Annotated in this window: 23 protein-coding genes; 16 read left to right on the top strand and 7 right to left on the bottom strand. The window is 38.7% G+C overall.

Annotation, left to right across the window (positions count from 1 at the left end):
• Positions 1-96 precede the first annotated feature (96 nt).
• A complete protein-coding gene (locus IGL15_RS10715) occupies positions 97-1,707 on the top strand; it encodes a CTP synthase (RefSeq protein ID WP_002286999.1) in 1,611 nt (536 codons plus the stop codon).
• Here IGL15_RS10715 and IGL15_RS10710 read toward each other — a convergent pair.
• Entirely contained in the window at positions 1,684-1,896 is a 213-nt protein-coding gene (locus tag IGL15_RS10710) for a hypothetical protein (RefSeq protein WP_002294058.1), read from the bottom strand. The genes IGL15_RS10715 and IGL15_RS10710 overlap by 24 nt on opposite strands.
• A gap of 102 nt (positions 1,897-1,998) precedes the next feature.
• Between IGL15_RS10710 and IGL15_RS10705 the strand changes: the two genes are divergently transcribed.
• Entirely contained in the window at positions 1,999-2,868 is an 870-nt protein-coding gene (locus tag IGL15_RS10705) for a class II fructose-bisphosphate aldolase (RefSeq protein ID WP_002294057.1), read from the top strand.
• 294 nt (positions 2,869-3,162) lie between these two features.
• Here IGL15_RS10705 and IGL15_RS10700 read toward each other — a convergent pair whose 3' ends face one another.
• The gene (locus IGL15_RS10700) at positions 3,163-4,335 is read right to left on the bottom strand and encodes an IS256-like element IS1542 family transposase (RefSeq protein ID WP_010726261.1); all 1,173 of its coding nucleotides are present in this window, start codon (positions 4,333-4,335) and stop codon (positions 3,163-3,165) included.
• A gap of 333 nt (positions 4,336-4,668) precedes the next feature.
• On the opposite strand from IGL15_RS10700, the gene vanR reads away from it, so the two are divergent.
• From vanR to IGL15_RS10640, 12 genes are all read left to right on the top strand, one after another.
• Entirely contained in the window at positions 4,669-5,370 is a 702-nt protein-coding gene (gene vanR, locus IGL15_RS10695; RefSeq protein ID WP_002299676.1) for a VanR-ABDEGLN family response regulator transcription factor, read from the top strand.
• Positions 5,363-5,557, top strand: a complete 195-nt coding sequence (locus tag IGL15_RS10690; RefSeq protein WP_002301489.1) for a hypothetical protein — start codon at positions 5,363-5,365, stop codon at positions 5,555-5,557. Before vanR ends, IGL15_RS10690 begins: the two co-directional genes overlap by 8 nt.
• Positions 5,558-5,604: 47 nt before the next feature.
• A complete protein-coding gene (locus IGL15_RS10685) occupies positions 5,605-6,477 on the top strand; it encodes a sensor histidine kinase (protein ID WP_370570027.1) in 873 nt (290 codons plus the stop codon).
• A gap of 103 nt (positions 6,478-6,580) precedes the next feature.
• Positions 6,581-7,243: a D-alanyl-D-alanine carboxypeptidase DdcY gene (ddcY, locus tag IGL15_RS10680; RefSeq protein WP_002301484.1), complete on the top strand. Its 663-nt coding sequence runs from the start codon at positions 6,581-6,583 to the stop codon at positions 7,241-7,243.
• 151 nt (positions 7,244-7,394) lie between these two features.
• A complete protein-coding gene (locus tag IGL15_RS10675; RefSeq protein ID WP_002299679.1) occupies positions 7,395-8,666 on the top strand; it encodes a UDP-N-acetylglucosamine 1-carboxyvinyltransferase in 1,272 nt (423 codons plus the stop codon).
• Entirely contained in the window at positions 8,663-9,958 is a 1,296-nt protein-coding gene (gene rho, locus IGL15_RS10670; RefSeq protein WP_002290332.1) for a transcription termination factor Rho, read from the top strand. The genes IGL15_RS10675 and rho overlap by 4 nt, the downstream gene beginning before the upstream one ends.
• Positions 9,959-10,056: 98 nt before the next feature.
• Entirely contained in the window at positions 10,057-10,320 is a 264-nt protein-coding gene (locus IGL15_RS10665; RefSeq protein ID WP_002290330.1) for a type B 50S ribosomal protein L31, read from the top strand.
• 446 nt (positions 10,321-10,766) lie between these two features.
• Positions 10,767-11,216, top strand: a complete 450-nt coding sequence (locus IGL15_RS10660; RefSeq protein ID WP_002296225.1) for a PTS sugar transporter subunit IIA — start codon at positions 10,767-10,769, stop codon at positions 11,214-11,216.
• A 56-nt stretch (positions 11,217-11,272) separates the two neighbouring features.
• Positions 11,273-12,691: a PTS fructose transporter subunit IIC gene (locus IGL15_RS10655; protein ID WP_104765215.1), complete on the top strand. Its 1,419-nt coding sequence runs from the start codon at positions 11,273-11,275 to the stop codon at positions 12,689-12,691.
• Positions 12,691-13,551, top strand: a complete 861-nt coding sequence (locus tag IGL15_RS10650; RefSeq protein WP_002299682.1) for a ketose-bisphosphate aldolase — start codon at positions 12,691-12,693, stop codon at positions 13,549-13,551. The genes IGL15_RS10655 and IGL15_RS10650 overlap by 1 nt, the downstream gene beginning before the upstream one ends.
• A gap of 173 nt (positions 13,552-13,724) precedes the next feature.
• Positions 13,725-14,498, top strand: coding sequence for a DeoR/GlpR family DNA-binding transcription regulator (locus tag IGL15_RS10645; protein ID WP_002299683.1), 774 nt, complete (start codon positions 13,725-13,727; stop codon positions 14,496-14,498).
• Between the two features lie 146 nt (positions 14,499-14,644).
• Positions 14,645-15,010, top strand: coding sequence for a DUF2512 family protein (locus IGL15_RS10640; protein ID WP_002289228.1), 366 nt, complete (start codon positions 14,645-14,647; stop codon positions 15,008-15,010).
• Between the two features lie 147 nt (positions 15,011-15,157).
• Here IGL15_RS10640 and IGL15_RS10635 read toward each other — a convergent pair whose 3' ends face one another.
• Positions 15,158-16,366 carry an MFS transporter gene (locus tag IGL15_RS10635; protein ID WP_002294047.1) on the bottom strand — a complete coding sequence of 403 codons (1,209 nt, stop codon included), beginning with the start codon at positions 16,364-16,366 and terminating at the stop codon, positions 15,158-15,160.
• 18 nt (positions 16,367-16,384) lie between these two features.
• Entirely contained in the window at positions 16,385-16,663 is a 279-nt protein-coding gene (locus tag IGL15_RS10630) for a hypothetical protein (protein WP_002289230.1), read from the bottom strand.
• Between the two features lie 192 nt (positions 16,664-16,855).
• Between IGL15_RS10630 and IGL15_RS10625 the strand changes: the two genes are divergently transcribed.
• The gene (locus IGL15_RS10625) at positions 16,856-17,512 is read left to right on the top strand and encodes a Crp/Fnr family transcriptional regulator (protein ID WP_002289231.1); all 657 of its coding nucleotides are present in this window, start codon (positions 16,856-16,858) and stop codon (positions 17,510-17,512) included.
• A 443-nt stretch (positions 17,513-17,955) separates the two neighbouring features.
• Here IGL15_RS10625 and IGL15_RS10620 read toward each other — a convergent pair whose 3' ends face one another.
• From IGL15_RS10620 to IGL15_RS10610, 3 genes are read right to left on the bottom strand one after another with little or no spacing between them, the layout of a single operon-like run.
• A complete protein-coding gene (locus tag IGL15_RS10620) occupies positions 17,956-18,753 on the bottom strand; it encodes a TPM domain-containing protein (protein ID WP_002289232.1) in 798 nt (265 codons plus the stop codon).
• The gene (locus tag IGL15_RS10615) at positions 18,750-19,934 is read right to left on the bottom strand and encodes a hypothetical protein (protein WP_002298878.1); all 1,185 of its coding nucleotides are present in this window, start codon (positions 19,932-19,934) and stop codon (positions 18,750-18,752) included. Before IGL15_RS10615 ends, IGL15_RS10620 begins: the two co-directional genes overlap by 4 nt.
• A gap of 24 nt (positions 19,935-19,958) precedes the next feature.
• Positions 19,959-21,206, bottom strand: coding sequence for an SPFH domain-containing protein (locus IGL15_RS10610; RefSeq protein WP_002294044.1), 1,248 nt, complete (start codon positions 21,204-21,206; stop codon positions 19,959-19,961).
• Positions 21,207-21,420: 214 nt separating this feature from the next.
• Here IGL15_RS10610 and dnaX point away from each other — a divergent pair, with 214 nt between their 5' ends.
• Positions 21,421-23,166 carry a DNA polymerase III subunit gamma/tau gene (gene dnaX, locus IGL15_RS10605; protein ID WP_002294042.1) on the top strand — a complete coding sequence of 582 codons (1,746 nt, stop codon included), beginning with the start codon at positions 21,421-21,423 and terminating at the stop codon, positions 23,164-23,166.
• The last annotated feature ends 19 nt before the right edge of the window (positions 23,167-23,185 follow it).

The following is a 23,185-nucleotide window of genomic DNA, read 5'->3' as shown; positions in this document are numbered from 1 at the left end:
GAAATTTCGGCTCCCTATTCTTATTGAAGAATAGGGAGCTTTGTTTATTTTCTGAGACTTTTCCTGCACATAAATTAAAAAGGAGTTTTTGAACTTATGACAAAATATATTTTTGTGACCGGCGGTGTCGTTTCATCAATCGGAAAAGGGATTGTTGCAGCTTCTTTAGGACGCTTATTGAAAAACCGCGGCTTAAAAGTAACTATCCAAAAATTTGATCCATACATCAACGTGGATCCGGGGACGATGAGCCCATATCAGCACGGAGAAGTATTCGTAACAGATGATGGTGCTGAAACAGATTTGGATCTGGGCCACTACGAACGTTTTATTGACATCAATTTGAACAAATACTCCAACGTGACGACAGGAAAAATCTATTCTGAAGTTTTGCGTAAAGAACGTAAGGGCGAATACTTGGGAGCAACTGTTCAAGTTATTCCTCATATTACAAATGAGATCAAAGAAAAAATCATGCGAGCAGCTAAAATGACTGACTCAGATGTGATCATTACAGAAGTAGGGGGAACAGTAGGGGATATAGAATCTTTGCCATTCCTTGAAGCACTTCGTCAAATGAAAGCAGATGTCGGTACAGATAATGTTATGTATATCCATACAACATTGATTCCTTACTTGAAAGCTGCTGGAGAAATGAAAACTAAACCAACGCAGCACAGTGTAAAAGAGCTACGTGGTTTAGGTATCCAACCGAATATTTTGGTGGTACGTACAGAGCAACCTGTTTCTCAAAGCGTGAAAAATAAATTGGCACAATTTTGTGATGTCGAACCAGAAGCAGTTATCGAGTCGCCAGATGTAGATACACTTTACTCCATCCCATTAGTTTTACAAGCACAAGGAATGGATCAAATTGTTTGCGACCATTTAAAACTAGATACACCAGAAGCAGACATGACAGAATGGAAAGAATTAGAAGAACGTGTCTTGAACTTGAAGAAAAAAGTACGGATTGCGCTTGTCGGTAAATATGTCGAGTTACCAGATGCATATATCTCAGTAGTTGAAGCATTGAAACATTCTGGTTTCGCCTATAATTCAGACATCGAGATCGATTGGATCAAAGCACAAGAATTAACGAGAGAAAATGTAGAAGAACGTTTGAAAGACGCAGATGGAATCTTGGTTCCTGGTGGATTTGGTGATCGCGGAGTAGAAGGGAAAATCGAAGCGATTCGTTATGCTCGCGAAAATGACGTTCCGTTTTTAGGTATTTGTCTTGGTATGCAGATGGCTTGTGTCGAATTTGCACGTAACGTCGTTGGATTAGAAGATGCGTCATCAGCTGAAACGAATCCAGATACAGCAAACAATATTATTGATTTAATGGCTGATCAGGAAAACATCGAGAATTTGGGTGGAACTTTACGCCTTGGATTATACCCATGTAAAATCAAAAAAGGAACGAAGACGGCTGAAGCATATGATGGAGCCGATGTTGTGCAAGAACGTCACCGTCACCGCTATGAGTTCAACAACAAATATCGTCAATTGTTTGAAGAACAAGGGCTAGTCTTTTCAGGTGTCTCACCAGATAACCGTTTAGTAGAAATCGTAGAGCTGCCAGAGAAAAAATTCTTTGTGGGATGCCAATTCCACCCAGAATTGATTTCTCGTCCAAATCGCCCGCAAAAATTAATCAAAGCATTTGTCGGAGCATCATTAGCAGATCACGAAACAAAATAATTTTTGAACTTGATAGAAAGAGAAAAGTAGCAAGAGAAGGGGATAAGCAATTTTCTTGTCACTTTTCTCTTTTTCTGATTTGTTATTATTTGTAGGAAAAAAGATAGAAAGCAAAAGACTTTTTTCGATTAAAGCGCTATTGGAGATTTTATTTTTTGCAAAAAACTTCTTGAAAATTTTCATTTTCATTGATTTTAGTAGAAAACTACCGAAATGTTTGGTAAAATAGGGTCGTTGGTTAAGAATTGTCTTAACAAATTTAGTTTTACAAAACTTAGGAGGAATTTTATTATGCCAGTAGTATCAGGAGCTGAATTTTTAAAAGCTGCTCGTAAAGGCGGTTACGCTGTCGGCGGATTCAACACAAACAACTTGGAATGGACTCAAGCAATCCTTGAAGCGGCTGAAGCAAAACAAGCACCAGTACTTATCCAAACATCAATGGGTGCAGCTAAATACATGGGTGGTTACAAAATCTGTAAAGATTTAATCACTGATTTAGTTGAAGCAATGAACATCACTGTTCCAGTTGCTATCCACTTAGACCATGGTGACTACGAAGCTGCTTTGGAATGTATCGAATTAGGCTATACTTCAGTAATGTTCGATGGTTCACATCTACCATTTGAAGAAAACTTGAAATTAGCTAAAGACGTTGTTGAAAAAGCACATGCAAAAGGTATCTCAGTTGAATGTGAAGTTGGTTCAATCGGCGGAGAAGAAGACGGAATCATCGGTAACGGCGAATTAGCTGATATTGAAGAATGCAAACAAATGGTTGCTACAGGTATCGACTACTTAGCTTGCGGTATCGGTAACATCCATGGTCAATATCCAGAAAACTGGAAAGGATTAGCTTTTGACCACTTACAAGCAATTGCTGATGCTGTAGGTCCAGACATGCCTTTAGTATTACATGGCGGATCAGGTATTCCTCAAGATCAAATCGAAAAAGCTATCTCAATGGGTATCTCAAAAGTAAATGTTAACACTGAATTCCAATTATCATTTGCTGCAGCTACTCGTAAATATATCGAAGCTGGTAAAGATAAAGAAGGTAAAGGATTCGACCCTCGTAAATTATTAGCTCCAGGTAAAGCAGCAATCGTTGAAGATGCTAAATCTCATATCGACTGGTTCGGTTCAGCTAACAAAGCGTAATTCGTTTTAGCTGCATCAATAGCCCTCAAATACTGTTTATTCGGTTGTGAGAAAAAGAACGGGACATTTTTGTCCCGTTCTTTTTATGTTTTTAAATAACATATTTATTTGGTTTTTTTCTAGTAGATGGTATTCGCCTTAGAAAGGCAAAGTTATAATTATTAATAAGAGAGTTATTATTCCAAGGTTATAGAAACCTTTTATAAAAGGAATCTTTGTTAAAAAACATCTGTAGGAAAATCAAGTCAAGTCCATAATCCTGTGTAAAATACTATACAATGTTTTACCGGTCTCTCATTGATCAAACTTAATATATTTTCTTGTAGAACTGAGCCATTCGTCATGAAGGTCCATAAGGACAGCTCCAATTAATCGATTGGCAGACGTTCGGTTGGGAAAAATCCGAATAATCTTTTCTCTTCTGCGGACTTCCTGGTTCAGTCGTTCAAGAAGGTTGGTGCTTTTTAGCCGATTATGACTATTTCCGATAACCGTGTATTGAAAGGCATCTTCGAAGCCATTATCCAATATTTCGCAGGCTTTTGTATATTTAGGCTGGTCGATATATTCACCGACTAAGGCATTCTTAGCTGTTCGAGCGAGTTCAATATCCGTAAACTTAAAGATCGCTTTTACTGCTTCTCTAAACGGTTTTGAATTCTTTTTTGGAATGGAACTGAAGATGTTTCTTAAAAAATGGACCTGGCATTTCTGCCAACTTGCGTTGGTAAATGACTTACGAATCGCAGACACTAGGCCTTTATGGGCATCAGAAATGATGAGTTCTGTCCCCTTTAGGCCGCGTTCTTTTAAGTATTCAAAGAAGATGGACCATGTGTCATCACTTTCTTCATTTTGAATCATGAAGCCAATGATTTCACGGTCGCCACCTTCTGTTATCCCGATCGCAATATGGCAGCTTTTAGAAAGCACTCGATGGTCCTCACGGACTTTTATGTAGAGAACATCAGTCATCAGATAAGGATAATTCGTACCTGAGAGTGAACGGTTCTGCCATTCGTTGACCATCGGGTCTAACTGCTCAGTCAGGCTAGAAACAAAAGATTTCGATACAGATTTTCCACATAGCTCTTCAACAATCTTTGAAACTTTACGTGTCGAAACGCCCGAAACATACATCTCAAGCATTGAAGCGAGCAGTGCCTTTTCATTTCGCTGATAACGCTCAAACACCGTCGGTGAAAATTCACCATCACGTGTTCTAGGCACTTTTAATTCGAGTGTACCCACACGAGTCGTAAAGTCTCGCTCATAATAGCCATTTCTTTGACTCTGACGACTTTCTGAACGTTCATAGTCATCGGCTTGAATATATTCTGTTCGTTGATTTTCCATCAATTGGTTGAAAACAGTGGTTAAAATATTTTTAGAAACATCATCTTTTACCGAATGTTCAATAATACTTTGAACCTCTTCGTTGTTCAGTGTAAAATGTACTTGGGTCATGTAACGTCCTCCTGGGTATGTTTTTGTGGTTAAAAACATTGTACCGTAAAAGGGCTGTTACATGGCCTTTTATCTTTTACACAATTATATGGACTTTATCGAAAATCATCAGAAAATTTTGAGGGAAAAATGAAGATTACTTATAGTTTATGAGTTAAAATAAATATTGATAACTGAATTCGTATGAGTAGATAGATACATAATGAAAGAATATTGACAATTACATAACGAAAATACGAAGGCAAGTACATTAAATAGCACAATGTTTTTAATAATAGTCGACATGGATATGATATAATTTAGAAAATTTGTTAGTGGTGGTGAAACAATACGATGCCAGATAAAATATTATTGGTAGACGATGAACAGGAAATTGCTGATTTGATCGAAGTCTACCTGAAAAATGACGGATATGAAGTACAGAAATTTTATCTTGGACAAGAAGCGTTGGACTACATAGAAAGAGAATCATTTGATTTAGCTGTATTAGATGTGATGCTTCCAGACATTGATGGATTTAAAATCGTCCAAAAAATCAGAGAAAATCATTTTTTTCCTGTGATTATGCTGACAGCAAAAATAGAAGACATAGATAAAATAACTGGTCTGACTTTAGGTGCAGATGATTATATCACAAAGCCTTTCAATCCTTTAGAAGTCGTTGCGCGAATCAAAACACAGTTAAGACGTTTTCAGAAATATAACATTCAAGTTGATTATTCGACAGAAGAATCGATAAAAGAAATTGATATACACGGACTAATCATTAACCAAACGCTACATACGTGTACACTTTATGGGGAAACAATCTCTCTAACACCCTTGGAGTTTGCTATCCTATGGTATTTGGCCGAACGAAAGGGCGAGGTCGTTCCAGCAGAACAGCTGTTTGAAGCCGTTTGGGGAGAAAAATTTCTCGACAACAATAATACAGTCATGGCACATATCGGACGCTTGCGTGAAAAACTCAAAGAACCAACACGCAAACCAAAATTTATAAAAACTGTTTGGGGAGTGGGCTATAAAGTTGAATAAAACAGGTGATGCCAAAAATTCTTCACGTTTAAAAAAACGCTTGCTGAAACGATTAGCTACACAATTAAGTATTTTTACTGTAGCAACAATCAGTGCTTTTATGATGTTTTTTTTGTTAGTCGCTTTTTATTCGGGCTCTATACGTGGGAATGGTCGGATAGATTCTATCAATTTGCGAAAAACCTAGAAAGAAATTATATTTTTGTCGTTTTGATTGCGTTACTAGCTGGAGGATTGGTTATTTTACTTAGAACATGGTCAAGAAGTATGGCACAGTTGGATGAAGTACTTGAAGCTTCAAGGAAACTTTATCAAAATCAAATAGAACCTCTCAAACTTTCTGAAGATCTACAGGAGTTTGAATGGGAATTGAATCAAATTCGTCAGGAAGTAGTTTTGAGTCAGCATCAAGCCAAAGAAGCGGAGCAACGAAAAAACGACTTAATCGTTTATTTAGCTCATGACTTGAAGACGCCTTTGACTTCAGTGATAGGCTATCTTACACTGTTACGAGATGAACAGGAAATTTCTTCTGAACTAAGAAAACATTATCTATCAATTTCCTTAGATAAGGCAGAAAGACTAGAAGAACTGATCAACGAGTTCTTTGAAATTGCTCGGTTCAATTTATCAAATATCGAATTGATGCCGACAAAAGTCCATCTGAAGATGATGTTAGAACAGCTAAGTTATGAATTTTTGCCTCTTTTGTCTTCCAAGCAGCTGACTCTAGAAAGTGAGTTAGAAGCTGATCTTTCGATTCGTTTTGATGTCGATAAAATGCAGCGCGTTTTTGATAATCTCTTACAAAACGCAATCAACTACAGCTATGAAGGAGCAGTGATCAAACTCTCGGCAAAAACAGATCAAGACAAGAAACGGGTTAAGATTATTTTCTCTAATCAAGGTCCAACTATTCCACCTGAAAAACTATCTAGGATTTTTGAACAATTTTTCCGATTAGACACCGCACGACAAACAAATCGAGGAGGAGCTGGACTGGGATTAGCAATTGCCAAACAAATCATTGAACTTCATGCTGGCCAATTGACTGCACAAAGTAAAGATGAAGAGACAAGCTTCACAATTGATTTGCCGCTTTCGTAGGAAAATCGTAAGAGATTCTTGTTAAATAACAGAAAATTGTCTTTGTTTTACTTGGTAAACTTACTAAGAAAAGCAAAGATTTTTTAGTTGGAGGACAAGAATAATGAAAAGATCGTATAAGACAGTAGCTGTAATCCTATTAATCGTCTTATTAGCAAGTATAGGTCTATTTTTTAGAAAGACACCACAAAAAATCCAAGTATGTGGAGAAGAACGGGATTCATGGAATCTACTACTAGTCAATGCAAAACATAAAATACCTCAAGGATACACAGTGGAGTTACAAAAGCTATCCAACGATCAAGCAGTAGACAAGCGTATATATCCTGACTTACAGCTGATGCTTGATGCAGCAAGAGCAGAAGGAATTTATCCGAAAATCGTTTCAAGTTTTCGAACGACAGAAGATCAAGAAAAAATCATGGAAGATAAAATTGCCGCCTTTCAAGAAAAAGGCTATTCCAATCAAAAAGCAAAAGAAGAAGCAGCAAAATGGGTAGCTGCACCAGGCACAAGTGAACATGAATTAGGATTAGCAGTAGATATCAACGCTGAGTCAAGTATTTCTACAGACAAAGAAGTGTATGAATGGTTAGCAGATAACGCGTATCAATATGGTTTTATCTTACGCTATCCATCAAACAAAGTGCATATTACGGGTGTTGGTTACGAACCATGGCATTATCGATACGTTGGTAAAAAAGCAGCAAAAAAAATAACCGAGGCAGGGATAACATTGGAAGAATATTTAGGGAAAACAGAATAAGTACCTCGCTTTGAAAAGATCTCGGATCCATCTGCTTCAGTCGGGGATCTTTTTTTTACTTAAACGGCAGACCATGCTCGTTTCTTTTTTTTATCTATGATAAAATACAAGCATATCCATGAAAAAAGATTAATAAACAAGGTGGAAACAGATGAAAAAAATCGTAATCAAAGGAAACCGACCTTTAGCTGGTGAAGTAACGATCAGCGGTGCAAAAAATAGTGCAGTCGCATTGATTCCAGCTGCAATCTTAGCTGATTCCCCAGTGATCTTGGAAGGTGTGCCGGACATACAAGATGTTCATTCATTAATTGAAATTTTAGAGATCATGGGCGCAACTGTCCATTTTTCCAACAACATACTAGAAATCGATCCTCGAGAAATCGTATCGATTCCGATGCCGCACGGAAAAATCAATAGTTTGCGTGCTTCTTATTATTTTATGGGAACACTGCTTGGTAAATTTGGCGAAGCGGTAGTAGGCCTGCCAGGTGGCTGTTATTTAGGCCCTAGACCGATTGATCTACACGTCAAAGGATTTGAAGCTCTAGGTGCTGAAGTGACAAATGAACATGGTGCCATGTATTTACGGACAGAAAATAAAGGATTGCGTGGCAATCGGATTTTCATGGACGTGGTTTCAGTCGGAGCAACGATCAATGTGATGTTAGCTGCTGTAAAAGCAAAAGGACAGACAGTAATTGAAAACGCTGCACGAGAACCGGAAATCATAGATGTGGCAACTTTACTGAATAATATGGGGGCAAAAGTTCGAGGAGCGGGCACAGATGTGATCCGTATCGAAGGAGTCGAAACATTACATGGCTGTCGGCATTTCATGATTCCTGACCGCATCGAAGCAGGAACCTATCTAGCATTAGCAGCTGCAGTAGGAAATGGTATCAAAGTGAAAAATGTGATCTTTGAACATTTGGAAAGCTTTATAGCAAAATTGCAGGAAATTGGTGTCCATATGAAAATCAGCGAAGATGAAATCGAAGTTTACCCCTCGAAAGAATTAAAACCCGCAAACATCATGACCTATCCTTATCCAGGATTTGCCACAGATCTGCAGCAGCCACTTACTGCGTTACTATTGATGACTACAGGCACTTCAGAAATCATCGATACGATCTATGCGAAACGTGTGAATCATGTGCCGGAACTAGCACGAATGGGCGCTGATATTACCGTGGAAGGAAATATGATCATCGTGAATGGTCCAAATAAACTTCACGGCACAGAAGTCGTGGCTTCTGATCTTCGGGCAGGTGCTTGTTTAGTGATTGCTGGACTATTGGCAGAAGGGACAACGACGATTTACAATGTAGATTATATCTTACGCGGTTATGATCATATTATCGAGAAACTAACAGCCTTAGGGGCATCAATTGAAATGATAGAGGAAGTGGGAGCTGAATGAGCGATTATTTGACAATGGCAGAACTAGAGAACAAAACGTTAAAAGAAGTTTATAGTTATGCCAAAGAATTTAAAATTCCTTATTACAGTAAGATGAACAAAAAGGAATTATCTCTAGCTGTGATTCGTGCACAAGCAGAGAAACAAGGATTTTATTATATGGAAGGAATATTGGATATCGTTGGTCAAGATGGTTACGGTTTTTTACGGCCAATCAATTATGGACCAAGTGCAGAAGATATCTATATTTCTGCCTCACAAATCAGACGATTCAGTTTGAGAAATGGGGACAAAGTGGCAGGAAAAGCCCGTCCACCTAAAGAATCGGAACGTTATTATGGTTTGATGCACGTGGAAAGCGTTAATGGAAAAGATCCGGAAGAAGCAAAAGAACGTCCGCATTTTCCAGCCTTAACACCTCTTTATCCGCAAAGACAGCTTCAACTGGAAACAACACCGCAAAGACTATCTACCCGAATGATCGATATCTTTTCTCCAATCGGTTTTGGTCAGCGTGGATTGATCGTCGCACCGCCAAAAGCAGGGAAAACTTCTGTATTAAAAGAAATCGCGAATGGCATCACAGAAAACTATCCGGAAGTAGAATTGATCGTTCTACTGATTGATGAACGACCGGAAGAAGTAACTGACTTAGAACGAAGCGTGAAAGGCGACGTGGTATCTTCAACATTTGATCTGCAGCCGCAAAACCATACTCGAGTTTCTGAATTAGTATTGGAGCGTGCTATGCGTTTAGTCGAAGATAAACGAGATGTCGTTATCTTGATGGATAGCATTACTAGACTTGCTCGAGCTTATAACTTAGTTGTTCCACCAAGCGGACGTACATTGAGTGGCGGGATTGACCCAGCCGCATTGTATAAACCTAAGAAATTTTTCGGGGCAGCAAGAAACATCGAAGAAGGTGGCAGTTTGACGATTTTAGCGACCGCTTTAGTCGATACAGGAAGCCGTATGGATGACGTGATCTATGAAGAATTCAAGGGAACTGGAAATCTAGAATTACAACTTTCACGCGAGTTATCCGAGCGTCGGATCTTCCCAGCCATCGATATCAAAAAATCAGGTACCCGAAAAGAAGAATTATTGATGCCAAGTGAAGAATTAGAAGAAATTTGGAAACTTCGAAAAAATATGACTGGAGATTCATTAGAATATACGGAACAACTGATCCGCTTTTTGCGTAAAACAAAAAACAATCAGCAATTTTTCAAAGAATTTCAAGATGTCTCCTTTGGTAAAAAAAATCCGACCAGAAATCTGAAAAGATAATTGCAACCTTGACTGAAACATGTTAAGATGTTAATGTTGTAAATCGACAAATCAACTCTGGTTCAGCAAATGGAGCAGGGCAAAGGAGCGAAAAAATCATGAAAGAAAACATCCATCCAGATTACCACCCAGTAGTATTCATGGATTCAACAACTGGTTTCAAATTCTTGTCAGGTTCAACAAAAACTTCACAAGAAACAGTTGAATGGGAAGACGGTAATACATACCCAGTCATCCGTGTCGAAGTAACTTCTGACTCACATCCATTCTACACTGGACGTCAAAAATTCACACAAGCAGACGGACGTGTGGACCGTTTCAACAAAAAATACGGTCTCAAAGACGCAAACGCTGCGGAATAATAAAAACGCTGATAACTCAACGTTTAGCAGACTATCTGATAGGGATAGTCTGTTTTTTTATGTTTTTTGCCAATTTAAAACTTTGTTTGATGCTGAAAAAGTCGTAGGATCATAATGCACAAAACAATGAAAAACTAGTATATAGTTTTAATTATCCACTTGATAAAAACACCTTATATTAACGAAATGAAGAGGGGTTATTTCGAAGTAAAAAACCATTTACCTAAAATTAGAAGCTAAGCTTTCCTTTCAAGGAAGGCTTTTTGTTTTGTTATAGACTTGCGATTGTTTGTGAGCTAGATCGTTCATTTTAATGACTTATACACGCGGATGATGGGTCTTTTTCCTCTGTTCATTCATAATATTGAACGGTACAGCTAGCGATGCTATACTGACCTCAGTTCCAAGAAAACGTTAACATTTTTTTTGTGGGGGAGAGGTTTTTTATGAGGTTTGATCAATTGATAGCAGAAGAACTGATTGTTTTCGATCCATCGATAGATTCAAAAGGATCATTATTTGAGCGAATAGGGGATGTGTTGAAAAAAACAAATAAGGTAAGAAATGTTCAAAAAGTCGTTAAGGCACTATTCAAACGAGAGGAGGAGATCTCCACAGGAATAGAAGATGGATTTGGGATTCCCCATGCAAAAAGCAAATATGTGACAAAACCAGCACTGTGTTTTTTTCATACAGCCAAATTAACGGACTATAGCGGGATAGATGAAATGCCAATTGAATATATTTTTGCCATCGTAGTTCCTGAAAAATCAGCAGATATGCATCTAGAGATTCTCAGCACACTCTCCAGACGATTGATGAATGCAGATTTTAGAAAGGGAATAAAAGAAGCCACTACGCCAGCAGATATCATCAGACAGATTAGTCAAGAATGAAAATAGTAGAGTCTTTGTCCGAGTAGCGATAGTAAAGAAAAAGGAGGAAAACAACCATGAAAATCGTTGGTGTAACTGCTTGTCCAACTGGAATTGCTCATACTTATATGTCGGCAGAAAAATTAGAAGTAACAGCAAGAAATCTAAACCATCAAGCAAAATTCGAAACACAAGGTGTAAAAACAGAAAATCAGTTATCTGAACAAAAAATCAAAGAGGCAGATGCAATCATTCTTGCAGTAGATAAAGAAATCGAATTGGACCGATTTGCCGGGAAAAAAGTAAAGCGTGTCTCTACAAGCCGAGCAATCAAAGAACCGCAAGTAGTAATAGACGAAGCATTGAGAGATATTGGCGTATTCGTTGTGTCTAATGAAAAAGAACCAGCTGCAAATGAGAAAAAGCCGACAATCTATAATTATTTCATGAATGGTGTGAATTACATGCTTCCATTTGTGATCGCAGGCGGAATCATCATCGCACTGAGTTTTGCCTTTGGGATTACAGCGGCTGATCCCAACTCAGCAGACTATAATGTGTTAGCAGCTGCATTTTCAAGGATCGGAGGAGATACAGCGTTTGCCATGATGGTTCCTGCGTTAGGCGCGGGGATTGCTACATCGATTGCTGGAAAAGCAGGTTTTGCCCCAGGAATTGTTGCCGGATTACTGGCCTCTACAGGTGGTTCAGGTTTTCTTGGCGGAATGATTGGTGGCGTGCTAGCAGGGTATATCTGTGATTTTCTGGCAAATAAAATCAGCGTAAAAAAAGAATTTTCTGCTATTTATCAGCTGATTGTCGTCCCCCTTTTATCGATCTTAATTATTGGGCTTTTGATGGTATTTGTGATTGAACAACCGATCACATGGGTGTTGGATGCTTTGACAAATTGGCTGAATAGCTTGGGAAATACATCCGGGCTATTGTTCGGATTACTTATCGGGATCATGATGGCAGCTGATATGGGTGGGCCGATCAATAAATCGATTTCGACTTTCTCGATCGGTTTGATGTCAGCTGGAGTAAATGCACCGATTGCTGCTTGTATGGCTGCAGGAATGACACCTCCCCTAGGTATTGCTTTAGCCACTTTATTATTCAAACATAAATTTACCAAAGAAGAACGGACTTCAGGTCAATCATGCTGGATTTTAGGCGCTTCGTATATTACAGAAGGTGCTATACCGTTTGCGGTATCTGACCCGATCCGCGTGATACCTAGTTTGATGACAGGTTCAGCAGTCGCTGCAGGGATTTCCATGGCAGTAGGAGTTACTTCAATGGCACCTCATGGAGGGATTTGGGTGATGCTAATTCCAAATGTTATGAACAATTTACCTATGTATGTCTTGGCAATTGCATCAGGTACAGTCACTACAGCCTTTATGCTTGGACTATTGAAAAAAACAGTGAAAGAGAAAAAACAAGACAAGTGGACGAAAAATGAAAATCTAACAAATGAGGTGGAAGCGTAATGTTATATACAATGAAAGAGTTATTGAAAGTGGCTAAAGAGAATCAATTTGCAGTACCAGCCTTCAATATTTGCAGCTATGATATGATGAAAGCAATCATCGAAGAAGCAGAGAGATTAGAAGCACCAGTAATCTTAGAAATTCATCCTGATGAAATCGCCTATTTAAGTGTTGAGTTTGTTGCGGCAGTAAGAGCCTATGCTTATACAAGTAAACTGCCGATCGTTATCCACTTGGATCATGGCGGTACGATAGAAGATGTCTTACGGGCGATTCGAAACGGCTATTCTTCCGTGATGATCGATGCGTCTTTGAAATCATTCGACGACAATGTACAGATTACGAAAAAAGTGGTTGCGTTAGCTCATGCGGTAAATGTCTCAGTGGAGGCTGAGCTTGGAACGATTGGGAATAATGGTTCTGCTGAAGGAGGTGCTGAAACAATCATTTATACAGATCCTGATCAAGCGAAGATTTTTGTGAAAGAAACAGGAATCGATACACTTGCTGTAGCAATTGGAACAGCGCATGGCTTGTATCCGAAAAACAGAACTCCAAAATTAAATATCGACTTACTGAAAGAATTGAACCAACAAATCGATCTTCCATTTGTTTTACATGGCGGTTCAGGTAATCCGGACGCAGAAGTCAGCGAAGCTGTAAAATACGGAGTTGCCAAAGTGAATTTGAGCTCAGATCTTAAAAGCGTCTTTTTCAATGCTTTGAGAGAAATATTGAGTGAAAATCCATCGATGTACGAGCCGAATGAAATTTATCCAGCAGCTAATAAAAAGGTACAAGAAGTAGTCAAACATAAAATGGAAATTTTGAACACAGTAGGCAAGGCTAGCTTATACTAAAAATAAAAATGTATGATCAAGAGGGTATGACAATAGTCTTGTCATACCTTCTTAACCACACACGATGTTCAGAAGTAGTTTTTTCGAAAAATTTCTTCTTATTTCTCGAAGCCAATCACTTCTGTCACAACCTCTTTTTTCCTGTTACTATATAAAGTAAATGGGGTGATTTTATGTTGAATGAAGTGGAGAATAGACAGCAGGAGATTGTGAATTATCTAAAAAACAACCAATTTGCAAGAGTCACCGATTTGATCGAGTTAGTAAATTATAGCGAAGCCACGATTAAACGTGACCTTGTTTTTCTGGAAAAAAGTGGATTGATCCGTAGAGTTCGCGGTGGCGCCATGCTTGTTGACAATCGAAAAATTGACGTGCCTTACCTGATGAAGATCACCAAATTAGAAGAAGAAACAGAAAAACGTAAGATTGCAGATACAGCTTCTTCTTTGATTCGAGATGATATGGTCTTATTCTTGGATTCCAGTACAACCTCTTTACATTTAGTCAGAAACCTAGCAAGATTTGATGGTTTGCAGATCATTACGAATGGCATCGTCACAGCTGCTATGTTGAGTGAATACACAACGGCAAAAGTATCTGTATTGGGTGGGGCAATTGTTCCGAAACGAGCAACAATCAACGGTTCAAAAGCCTATAACGATGCATTGTCATATTATGCGGATTTAGCGATAATGAGTTGTCGCGGGCTAGATTTCAGCCAAGGAGTAACAGAAACTCATGAAGGAGAGGCAATGGTCAAAAAAGCTTTTAGAAAACAATCAGACCGGCTTGCCGTTTTAGTTACACAGCAAAAAATTGCACATAAATTCATGCATCAATCCATTGCTTTTCATGAAATCGATTATCTGGTGACAAGTAAAGAACTGACAAAAGAACAGTATGCGAAAGTAAAGGAACACCATATCGAATGTCTGTATGGATAAATTATTACGTGAATGTTCTAAGTGGCTTCCTCATTTTTAGATAGGACCTTATCTTTGCTCGCTTCTCTTAGCCGATGGTATAATAATGAAAAGGTTATCTTGTTAGATAATCTTACTTTTTTATCCAGGAGAAAGGAGTGCAGAAAATGAAACATGTGAAGGCGTTGGTAGTGAAGGCAATCATGATCTGGGCGATTCTGTGGGTCGTGCTGACAGGTTTATACGGTGTTAGCTTTATGGATTCAACAATTGTTGGGGTAATTATTGTAGTCATGATCTATGTGCTAGGGGATCTGTTGATCTTACGTAAAGTAGGGAACATCGCAGCGACGATCGCAGATGCTGGTTCAGCTGCAGTTATCTTGTGGCTCTATCTATATTTTATGAATGATACAGTCGATATTTGGATGAAAGTATTGATTCCTGCTCTATTGATCGGTGTGGCAGAATGGTTCTTCCACAAGTGGTTGCTAAGTCAAGGCATCGTACCAGATGAACGGAAAATGGAATAAATCAACAGTTAAACTATTCTTATCGATAAATGAAAGCTTTAAAAATAAATAGATGTTTAATTAAGAATAATCATAAACTATTTTTACTCAAAAAACCGCTCAGATCATTTTCAGATCTGAACGGTTTTTTTTATCTATTCATCAAGATCAAATTTCATTTTTCAATGATTCAATCAATTCGCCCTCTGCTTCATGACTATGTTTTCGGCCATTAACAAGATAGAGTGCTGTACATATCAATGGAATGACTCCGGCAATCACATACAATCCTCTAAATGAAGTAAGAGATTTTAGCATCCCCATCAAATAAGGACCAACGCCTAAGCCTAGGTCTAAACCAATAAAGTAGGTAGATAAAGCAATACTGATTCGATGTTCGCGGACGATTTTTAAACAAACAGCCTGTCCATTTGACATAAACGTACCATAACCTAGGCCGACTAATGCTCCAGAGATAAGCAATGTCACACTATTCGTCGTTACACTCAGTAAAAATAATCCTGCTGTTAAGAATAAATAGCTAGGATACATCACGTATTGTTCTCCTTTGACATCGAAAATCCTTCCAGTCAATGGACGTGTAAATGTGATGACCAAAGCATATACGACGAAGAAAAATGACCCAGCAGCAACTAAGTGGATTACTTTTGTATAAGAAGATAAAAATGATAAAACACTTGAATAAGAAAGACCCATCAAAAAGGCAATTCCTGTAATGAAAAGTGCTTTCTTTTCAATAAAACTATTGATATTCCATGAGCGAAGAGATATTTTTTGTTCTTCAGATAATGGAATATTTTTTACAGGAAAGACAAGGCAGGCAATCGTAACAAAGAAGACCAGTACAATTGAAAACCAGATAATGAAACGAAAATCAGTCATATTCAGCAAAATCATTCCTAAAAATGGCCCAACAGCGGCAGCTAAACTAGTACTTAATCCATAATAATTGATGCCTTCCCCTTTTTTAGATGCAGGGATATATGCAGTAACGATAGCATTTGTAGCTGTAGAAACTGTACCGTAGCCGAATCCATTCAAGAATCGAACTAAATACAATGCCCCGATAGTTGGCGTATAAAGATATGCTAATGTTGAAAGGAGATAGAAGATCGCGCCGCCTCTTAAGGTAAACTTCCGACCAAATAGTTCTAACTGTTTCCCCATGAATAAGCGTGCCAGCAATGTTCCGATGATATAGATCCCAGAAGCAAAACCTGCTTGGCTCAAGCTGGCGTGTAAGGTGTCTTGCGCAATGACTGCCATGATGACCATCAACAGATAATAAATCAGGTAGACAATAAAATTGATCAATGTGATTCCGATAAAATATTTATTAAATAATTTCTTTTCCATGTATGTTATACATTCCCCTTAAGCTGAATATGCTTTTAATTTTTGTATTTGAACTTCTACATCGTGATAATTGGATGGATAGCGATCAACAAGTTGGCGAATAAATAAATCTCTTGTAGACATAAACAGATTTAAAAATTCTTCGCATTCGTTTGTTGGATTCTCATCCACTGCTTTGATCAATTCGATCGAGTTTTGATACGCATCATTTAAAAAGACTAAAGAAGCTTTCATATCAAATCTTGTTTGATATGCTGTTTCTAATCGATTAATGATTGTGTTCATCCAGTAATTCATGTTTTTTCCCTCTATTCTTAAAAAATTTTACTTCTGCAGTATAACGAATAAAAAAAAGGAAAAAAATCGCATAAGTGATGGAAAAAGGTACTTAACAAATGTTAATATCATTAGTAAAATACCTTTGGACTTTAAAAAGTTTTAAAGTACTGTATGATCTTTTTAGATGAAAGTTTGGATGGGGGAGCATCATTGGATAGTAGAGTCTTAAAGGAATATTTGGATAAAAATGATTTTCCGATTATACGCAAAGGATATCATAAATATTTGACATTCGAAGGGATGGAAGATTCCCATACGTATATCTTGAAAGAGGGAACGGTAAAAGCAAGTGTTATTTCAAATGATGGGAGAGAATTTAACCTTCGCTATATCAAAGATCTTGAAATCGTCTCTCTTTTAAAAGACGAATATTCACAATTCATCGATTCGCCGTATAATATTCGAGTTGAATCAGAATATGCAGAGTTTTATCGAATCAATCGTGTGCGCTTTTGGCAAAATATCAACCAAGACCCAAAGCTACAACACTATGTAAAAGAGTATTACCGCTATCGTCTGCTTTATTCGATGAAAAAAATGCAGCAAATGCTATTAAACGGAAAGCTGGGAGCTGTTTGTACGCAACTTTACGAATTATATGATTTATTCGGTGTGCGGACAGAAGAAGGGATGCTGATCGATTTTTCGATCACGAATGAAGAAATCGCCAAATTTTGTGGCATCTCAACTGCTAGCAGTGTGAACAGAATTTTAAAACAACTGAAAAAAGATGGTATTATCACCGTTAAAGACCATCATATCGTTATTTTGAATATGGACTTGTTAGAAGACAATATTATCTTTTGATGAACAAAGAGGTTATGAAATCAGCGTTTTGACCTGAGTATTAGAGAAACAAACGGGAAAATAGTTCCTCATATTTTGCCTTTTTTTGAGCTAATACCGAGGGTCAGCTGATTGAACACCGTTTACCAAGAGGTTGTGAGCCTGCCGTTTAACTCTGAGTCACAAGGAACAATTTCAAAAAAACAGCTTTTCATGTTTGATGAATATTGTGACTTGTGACCGAGGAGTTGGTAGGAGAACACCGTTTAAGGAAGAGGTTGTGAAAAAGCTGTTCTGCATCAAGTAATAAGAAGAGCCAAGTAAAAACAGTCTCTTATGTTTTTAACTTGGCTGGACTTATCACCGTAGATGTAAGCTTTTGAACGCCGTTTATTTGCAACAAAAGGGGCTGTGACACGATTTTTGTCACAGCCCTTTTTTTGCGAACATTCATTTAGCAATTTTTAGAAACTTCTGCCGCCACCGCCAAAAGTCCCGCCACCGCTAGAATGGGTAGTACTTCCGCCACCGCCGCTTCCAGGAGGTGGGCTTTTGGGGATTCTTCTTGTCGTGACAAAAGAATTTGTCAGACGATCGGTTTTTTCAGTTAATTTGATACTGGATTTTTCTCGGAATGGATATTTGTAGATGCCTGATTTCAATTGATAACGCGAAACAGTCACAAAATAAAAGACAAGACTAAGGATAAGAGCCAAAACAACAGCAATGATGATTTCTACTGTCGTCAAAACCTTATAGCGTGTAATTTTGCCAGTTTCTTCGTCTACACGATAATGTCCTCCTGGAACTCCGTCTTCCACATATGTTGCTGATTTAGACAGGTAAGCTTTTGCAGCATTGTAATAGGCAGCATTTGTCATCTGATCATAAACATCATCTAAGATCGAATCGATTCTGCTGTCAGTCAAATAATCGATCATATTACCAGAAGTCGAAATGTAGATTTCACGCTGTCCCATATCTAATAGCAATACTGAGCCATTTTGATCATTTCCGACTGCGTCTCTTAAGTAATTATCAGCAAAGTCTCTTGGTTCTTCTGAATTAGATGTAGTCGTTACGATCAAGACTCGTCCTTTGATTTTTTCATTCAGCTTTTCTGCCTGTTGTTCCAAAGATTGGATTTGATCTGTTGTGAATAACCCAGCCTCATCATTTACCGTAGCTGTATCTGCATGAGTAGCCACCGGCCAGCCAACACTTACTAGCAAAAGAAAGAATAAAAAAAATTTTTTCATCATATCAAGTAACCTCCGATCAGAAAGAGGATCGCTAGCCCAGCGAAAATCCCAAGAGCGGTCAGTCCCAATTTTTTCTGGCTGATCGGCAGGACACCGCTGACCTTTCCTGTTTGTCCATTCATTGCGTAGTAGTAGACTTTTTTACTTGAGTCATTGCTTCGATAAGTAACAAGCCATACCGGCAGTAATACGTAATTATTTACTTCGTTTGTGATTGAAGCAGAAGTTCGCACACCGGTCAATGTTGTATATCCATTTGCGGTATCTTTTAACAGCTTCTCTGAATAGTCTTTTAATTCAGATTGAATCTGTGATTTGATTGCCTCATATTCGATATCTCTTTTTTCTGCTTGGAACCCGGCTAAATACTGGCTTTTAAAATCAATTGCTTTATCTAACGGGAAAGGTTGCACGCCTTCGACCATCTTTTGTTGCGTATTTTTTGATAAGGCATTTTTTACTAGTTCTTTAAAAGAAAGCTTGCCTGCTCTTGAAACAGCAAATTGCTTCGTTTCTGTGTATTCGATGTCACCTATCCGCCATATGCGGATAACTGTACCATTCGCCTGCATGGCACCATCTACTTCAGCATCTGTAGCCCAATAAGGGAAATACACACCTGTCAACTTATCGATTTGATCCTTATTGAAAAAAGCTTTGGGAACAAACCATTTTTTCTTGGTCCAAGCGAGAAATCTGTTGATTGCTTCTTCTTTCTCGACAGCAAAAGGAAGTACTTTATTTGGCAAGAATTCTCCGCTTAAACGTCCCGATAGTACGACGGGATTATGGCAGTAGTAACAATAAGTCGCAGCAGTTGTCGCATCAGTCACGATCTCTGCACCACAGTTGGGACAAAGAAAAAGATCCATCGCTGCGGTATTATCTGCAGATTCGTCCGCTGTATCTGAAAAACCGCCTGCCTCGTCAACCGCTTTGCGCTCGGCTTCATTCATATCGGCAAGCTGTTCTTGGGCTGTAAAAGTAAAATCTTCGGTAGGTGAAGGTTCTTCTTTGCTTTCTTCGCCAGCCATACGCGCTTCTTTTTGCTTTTGCTCATATTGGCTGACTTCTTCTTCTGTATAGATATTCAGGCAGTATTCGCAATGAAATTTTTGGTCTTTGGGATCAAAAGTCAACGGACCGCCGCAATTAGGACATTTATGTGTAAGAACATCCATCAGCTGCACACCTTTCTAAATAAATTAATCAACGGGGATTCCTTTAAACGGTTTACCACAGTTTGGACAGAATTTAGGGATGCCGTTGGAAAGATCCACGATCTCATTGCATTCACTGCATCGCATTTGTAGCTTAGGCTGAACGTTTTCTACAGGTTTGGCAGCTCCGCAGTTGGAACAGAATTTTCCGGAATTTTCTGTCCCGCAAACTGGACATGTCCAAGTATCCGCATTTCCTTGTGCAGTTTGTTGATTTTGTTTTTCTGCTTGTTGTTTGATTTGTTCTTGGTTATTTTGAGCTGCTTGAGAAAGATAAGAACCATTTGCATTCATTCCCATACCTACACCCATAAAGCCGGTCATTGCTCCTGCTTCATTTTTTCCGGCTGCTTCCATACCACGTGCAATGGAACCTTGCACGTATCCTTCACGTACGCTAGGATCACCTAGCATCGCCCCTTCGTTACGCATATTGATCAGTTTCACAGAATCATCGGTGTAAGAAATGCTGGCTACAGCCACAGAAACAATCTCCATCCCACGTAATTCACGCCAAGAATCATCCAATGCAGTATCCATGTATTTGCTTAATTCCAAACTCTTAGATGGTACATAAGAAATCCGTTGACCATCTGCAGACATCTGATTGATTGCTGATTGCAGCGCTGTTAGGAATTCAGCTAAATACTGCTCATTGATATCATTGATTTCCACTTGTGTTTTGTTTTTAGGGATTGCGTTTGTATAAAATAAAATCGGGTCAACGACATGAATAGAATAAGTGCCATGTGCCCGTAAGAATAATTCTGCGTTATAGAAATTGTCAAAGTAGTTCAACGGCGCGCTTGTACCGAATTTGATTCCCTTTATTTCTTGGAGATTGATATAAAAAACTTGTTGTTTCTGCGGTGTGACGCCGCCAAATTTAAATCGGTCAAAAGTTTCAGCAATTGCTTCTTTCAGTGTTCCGTTGAACATGGAAGGAGCTGCGTCATTTTTAATGGTGTAATAACCTTCCTCAGCGGTATAATCGATGATTTTTCCACCATCGACCAAAAGCATCATCATGTTTGGATAGACATGGACGACTGTTCCGTCTGTTAAAACATCTTCTGTTCCTTTACGATTGGAGCCACGTTTGTCATCTTTGCGGACTTTGACACCTTTTGTCATGACCGTTGTATCACTCATATTGTCTGGTTCGATGACTTCTAGCCATTGATCTGCCAGACCGCCGCCAACCATACTTGTTGCTGCTTTGATAAGACCCATAAAAAATTCCTCCTCTGATTCAGCTAATGCCAAACAATTATTGTTTATTTATTATACCATAGGAAGATGTGAAACTTCTCGGACTAGAGACGGAATTGAAATGGAAAATTGCGTATTGTTTAAATACCTGAAAAAGCCGAGAAGGATAGTAGTTTTTTTACCTAATATCACGTATAATAAGAGATAGTGAATTTTTTAAAAAAGGGGGATCCTTATGGCATATCAAGCACTTTATCGAGTCTGGCGTTCGCAGCGTTTCGAAGACATCGTTGGACAAAAAGCTGTGACACAGACACTAAAAAATGCTATTGTTTCCCACAAAACCTCACATGCCTACTTGTTTACAGGACCCAGAGGAACCGGAAAGACGAGTGCAGCAAAGATTTTCGCAAAAGCAATCAACTGTCCGAACAGTAAAGACGGTGAGCCATGCAACGAATGCGAAATGTGTCGATCAATTACTGCTGGTACGCAAGAAGATGTGATCGAAATCGATGCTGCCAGCAATAACGGAGTCGAAGAAATCCGATTTATCCGTGATCGGGCAAATTATGCGCCTACAAAGGCAGCGTACAAAGTGTACATTATTGATGAGGTACATATGCTTTCAACAGGAGCTTTCAATGCCTTGTTGAAAACATTGGAAGAGCCAAAAGAAAGTGTCATATTCATCTTAGCAACGACCGAACCTCACAAAATACCAGCTACGATCATTTCACGGACTCAGCGATTTGATTTTAAACGGATCAATACGGCAGATATTGTCGAACATCTTGAATTTATCTTGAAAGAATCGACTATCAGCTATGAACCAGCTGCATTGAATGTGATTGCCCGTTCTGCAGAAGGCGGGATGCGGGATGCATTGAGTATTCTTGATCAGGCAATCTCGTTTAGTGAAGGAACAATTACTTTAGATGATGCCATGCAAGTGACAGGTAGCTTAACTGACGAAATGATGGACAGTTACTTGAGTGCTTGCGTGAAAAAAGAAGTACCAGAAGCATTGGAAACATTGAACCAAATTCTCGCAGCCGGCAAAGAATCACGTCGCTTTCTAGAGGATATGTTACAATACTGCCGTGACTTGCTGATGTATCAGCAAGCACCTAACCTAGTTGAGGAACAATCGAGTACGATCAGAAGTACATTTACAGAATTGGCACAAACTGTTTCAGCGGATCAGCTGTTTTCAATGATAAAGATTTTGAGCGATACTCAAAATGAAATTCGTTTTACCAATAGTGCCGCTATTTATTTGGAAGTCGCTACAGTCAAACTTGCACAGCTACCGTCTGCTTCTGTTCCTTCAGCAGATGTAGCATTTGCAGATGATCAGATAGTAAAACAGCTACAACAAGAGATTAAGGAACTAAGAAACGAAATCAAGGAACTACGCAGTAATACAGGAATTGAGAATACAAAAGTACAGCCGGTACAGCAAACAAATCATAAAAAACAGACAAGTACCTATCGTGTACCGACGGAACGAGTATATAAAGTTCTGCGGGAAGCGACAAGACAGCATCTGAACCAAGTAAAAGAAGTATGGGAAGACTTGCTGATGAGTCTATCTGTCACTCAGCGAGCAATGCTTAAAGCAAGCGAACCAGTTGCAGCTGGACCTACAGGACTAGTGATTGCGTTTGATTATGAGATTGTTTGTCAAAGAGCAGCAAATGACGAAGAATTGCAGCTTTCGGTACACAACAACTTAAGCCGAATGATCAAAGATTATGCGCCTGATCCTGTTTATATTACAAGAGAAAGCTGGCCAGAACTTCGAAGAAATTATTTGACGCAGGCACAAGAAGAGGGAACAGAAAACTCTTTTGCTTCTGAAGACTCAGAAGGAGAAATCGAGTTGCTTCCTCAAGAACAAGAAGTACCAGAAGAAACACTTGTAGTAAAAGCAGAGGAACTGTTTGGCTCCGAAGCTGTTACAGTGGTAGATGATTAATAAAAAGGAGTAGATAATT

Source organism: Enterococcus sp. DIV0436a (genome assembly GCF_051711605.1).
Classification (GTDB): domain Bacteria; phylum Bacillota; class Bacilli; order Lactobacillales; family Enterococcaceae; genus Enterococcus_B; species Enterococcus_B faecium.
This window is presented reverse-complemented; position numbering and strand designations above follow the sequence as displayed.

Bases quoted from the DNA above. Each gene is read 5' to 3' on its own strand.
- IGL15_RS10715 (WP_002286999.1), top strand. From the start codon at position 97: ATGACAAAATATATTTTTGTGACCGGCGGTGTCGTTTCATCAATCGGA.
- IGL15_RS10710 (WP_002294058.1), bottom strand. From the start codon at position 1,896: ATGAAAATGAAAATTTTCAAGAAGTTTTTTGCAAAAAATAAAATCTCC.
- IGL15_RS10705 (WP_002294057.1), top strand. From the start codon at position 1,999: ATGCCAGTAGTATCAGGAGCTGAATTTTTAAAAGCTGCTCGTAAAGGC.
- IGL15_RS10700 (WP_010726261.1), bottom strand. From the start codon at position 4,335: ATGACCCAAGTACATTTTACACTGAACAACGAAGAGGTTCAAAGTATT.
- vanR (WP_002299676.1), top strand. From the start codon at position 4,669: ATGCCAGATAAAATATTATTGGTAGACGATGAACAGGAAATTGCTGAT.
- ddcY (WP_002301484.1), top strand. From the start codon at position 6,581: ATGAAAAGATCGTATAAGACAGTAGCTGTAATCCTATTAATCGTCTTA.
- IGL15_RS10675 (WP_002299679.1), top strand. From the start codon at position 7,395: ATGAAAAAAATCGTAATCAAAGGAAACCGACCTTTAGCTGGTGAAGTA.
- rho (WP_002290332.1), top strand. From the start codon at position 8,663: ATGAGCGATTATTTGACAATGGCAGAACTAGAGAACAAAACGTTAAAA.
- IGL15_RS10665 (WP_002290330.1), top strand. From the start codon at position 10,057: ATGAAAGAAAACATCCATCCAGATTACCACCCAGTAGTATTCATGGAT.
- IGL15_RS10660 (WP_002296225.1), top strand. From the start codon at position 10,767: ATGAGGTTTGATCAATTGATAGCAGAAGAACTGATTGTTTTCGATCCA.
- IGL15_RS10655 (WP_104765215.1), top strand. From the start codon at position 11,273: ATGAAAATCGTTGGTGTAACTGCTTGTCCAACTGGAATTGCTCATACT.
- IGL15_RS10650 (WP_002299682.1), top strand. From the start codon at position 12,691: ATGTTATATACAATGAAAGAGTTATTGAAAGTGGCTAAAGAGAATCAA.
- IGL15_RS10645 (WP_002299683.1), top strand. From the start codon at position 13,725: ATGTTGAATGAAGTGGAGAATAGACAGCAGGAGATTGTGAATTATCTA.
- IGL15_RS10640 (WP_002289228.1), top strand. From the start codon at position 14,645: ATGAAACATGTGAAGGCGTTGGTAGTGAAGGCAATCATGATCTGGGCG.
- IGL15_RS10635 (WP_002294047.1), bottom strand. From the start codon at position 16,366: ATGGAAAAGAAATTATTTAATAAATATTTTATCGGAATCACATTGATC.
- IGL15_RS10630 (WP_002289230.1), bottom strand. From the start codon at position 16,663: ATGAATTACTGGATGAACACAATCATTAATCGATTAGAAACAGCATAT.
- IGL15_RS10620 (WP_002289232.1), bottom strand. From the start codon at position 18,753: ATGATGAAAAAATTTTTTTTATTCTTTCTTTTGCTAGTAAGTGTTGGC.
- IGL15_RS10615 (WP_002298878.1), bottom strand. From the start codon at position 19,934: ATGGATGTTCTTACACATAAATGTCCTAATTGCGGCGGTCCGTTGACT.
- IGL15_RS10610 (WP_002294044.1), bottom strand. From the start codon at position 21,206: ATGGGTCTTATCAAAGCAGCAACAAGTATGGTTGGCGGCGGTCTGGCA.
- dnaX (WP_002294042.1), top strand. From the start codon at position 21,421: ATGGCATATCAAGCACTTTATCGAGTCTGGCGTTCGCAGCGTTTCGAA.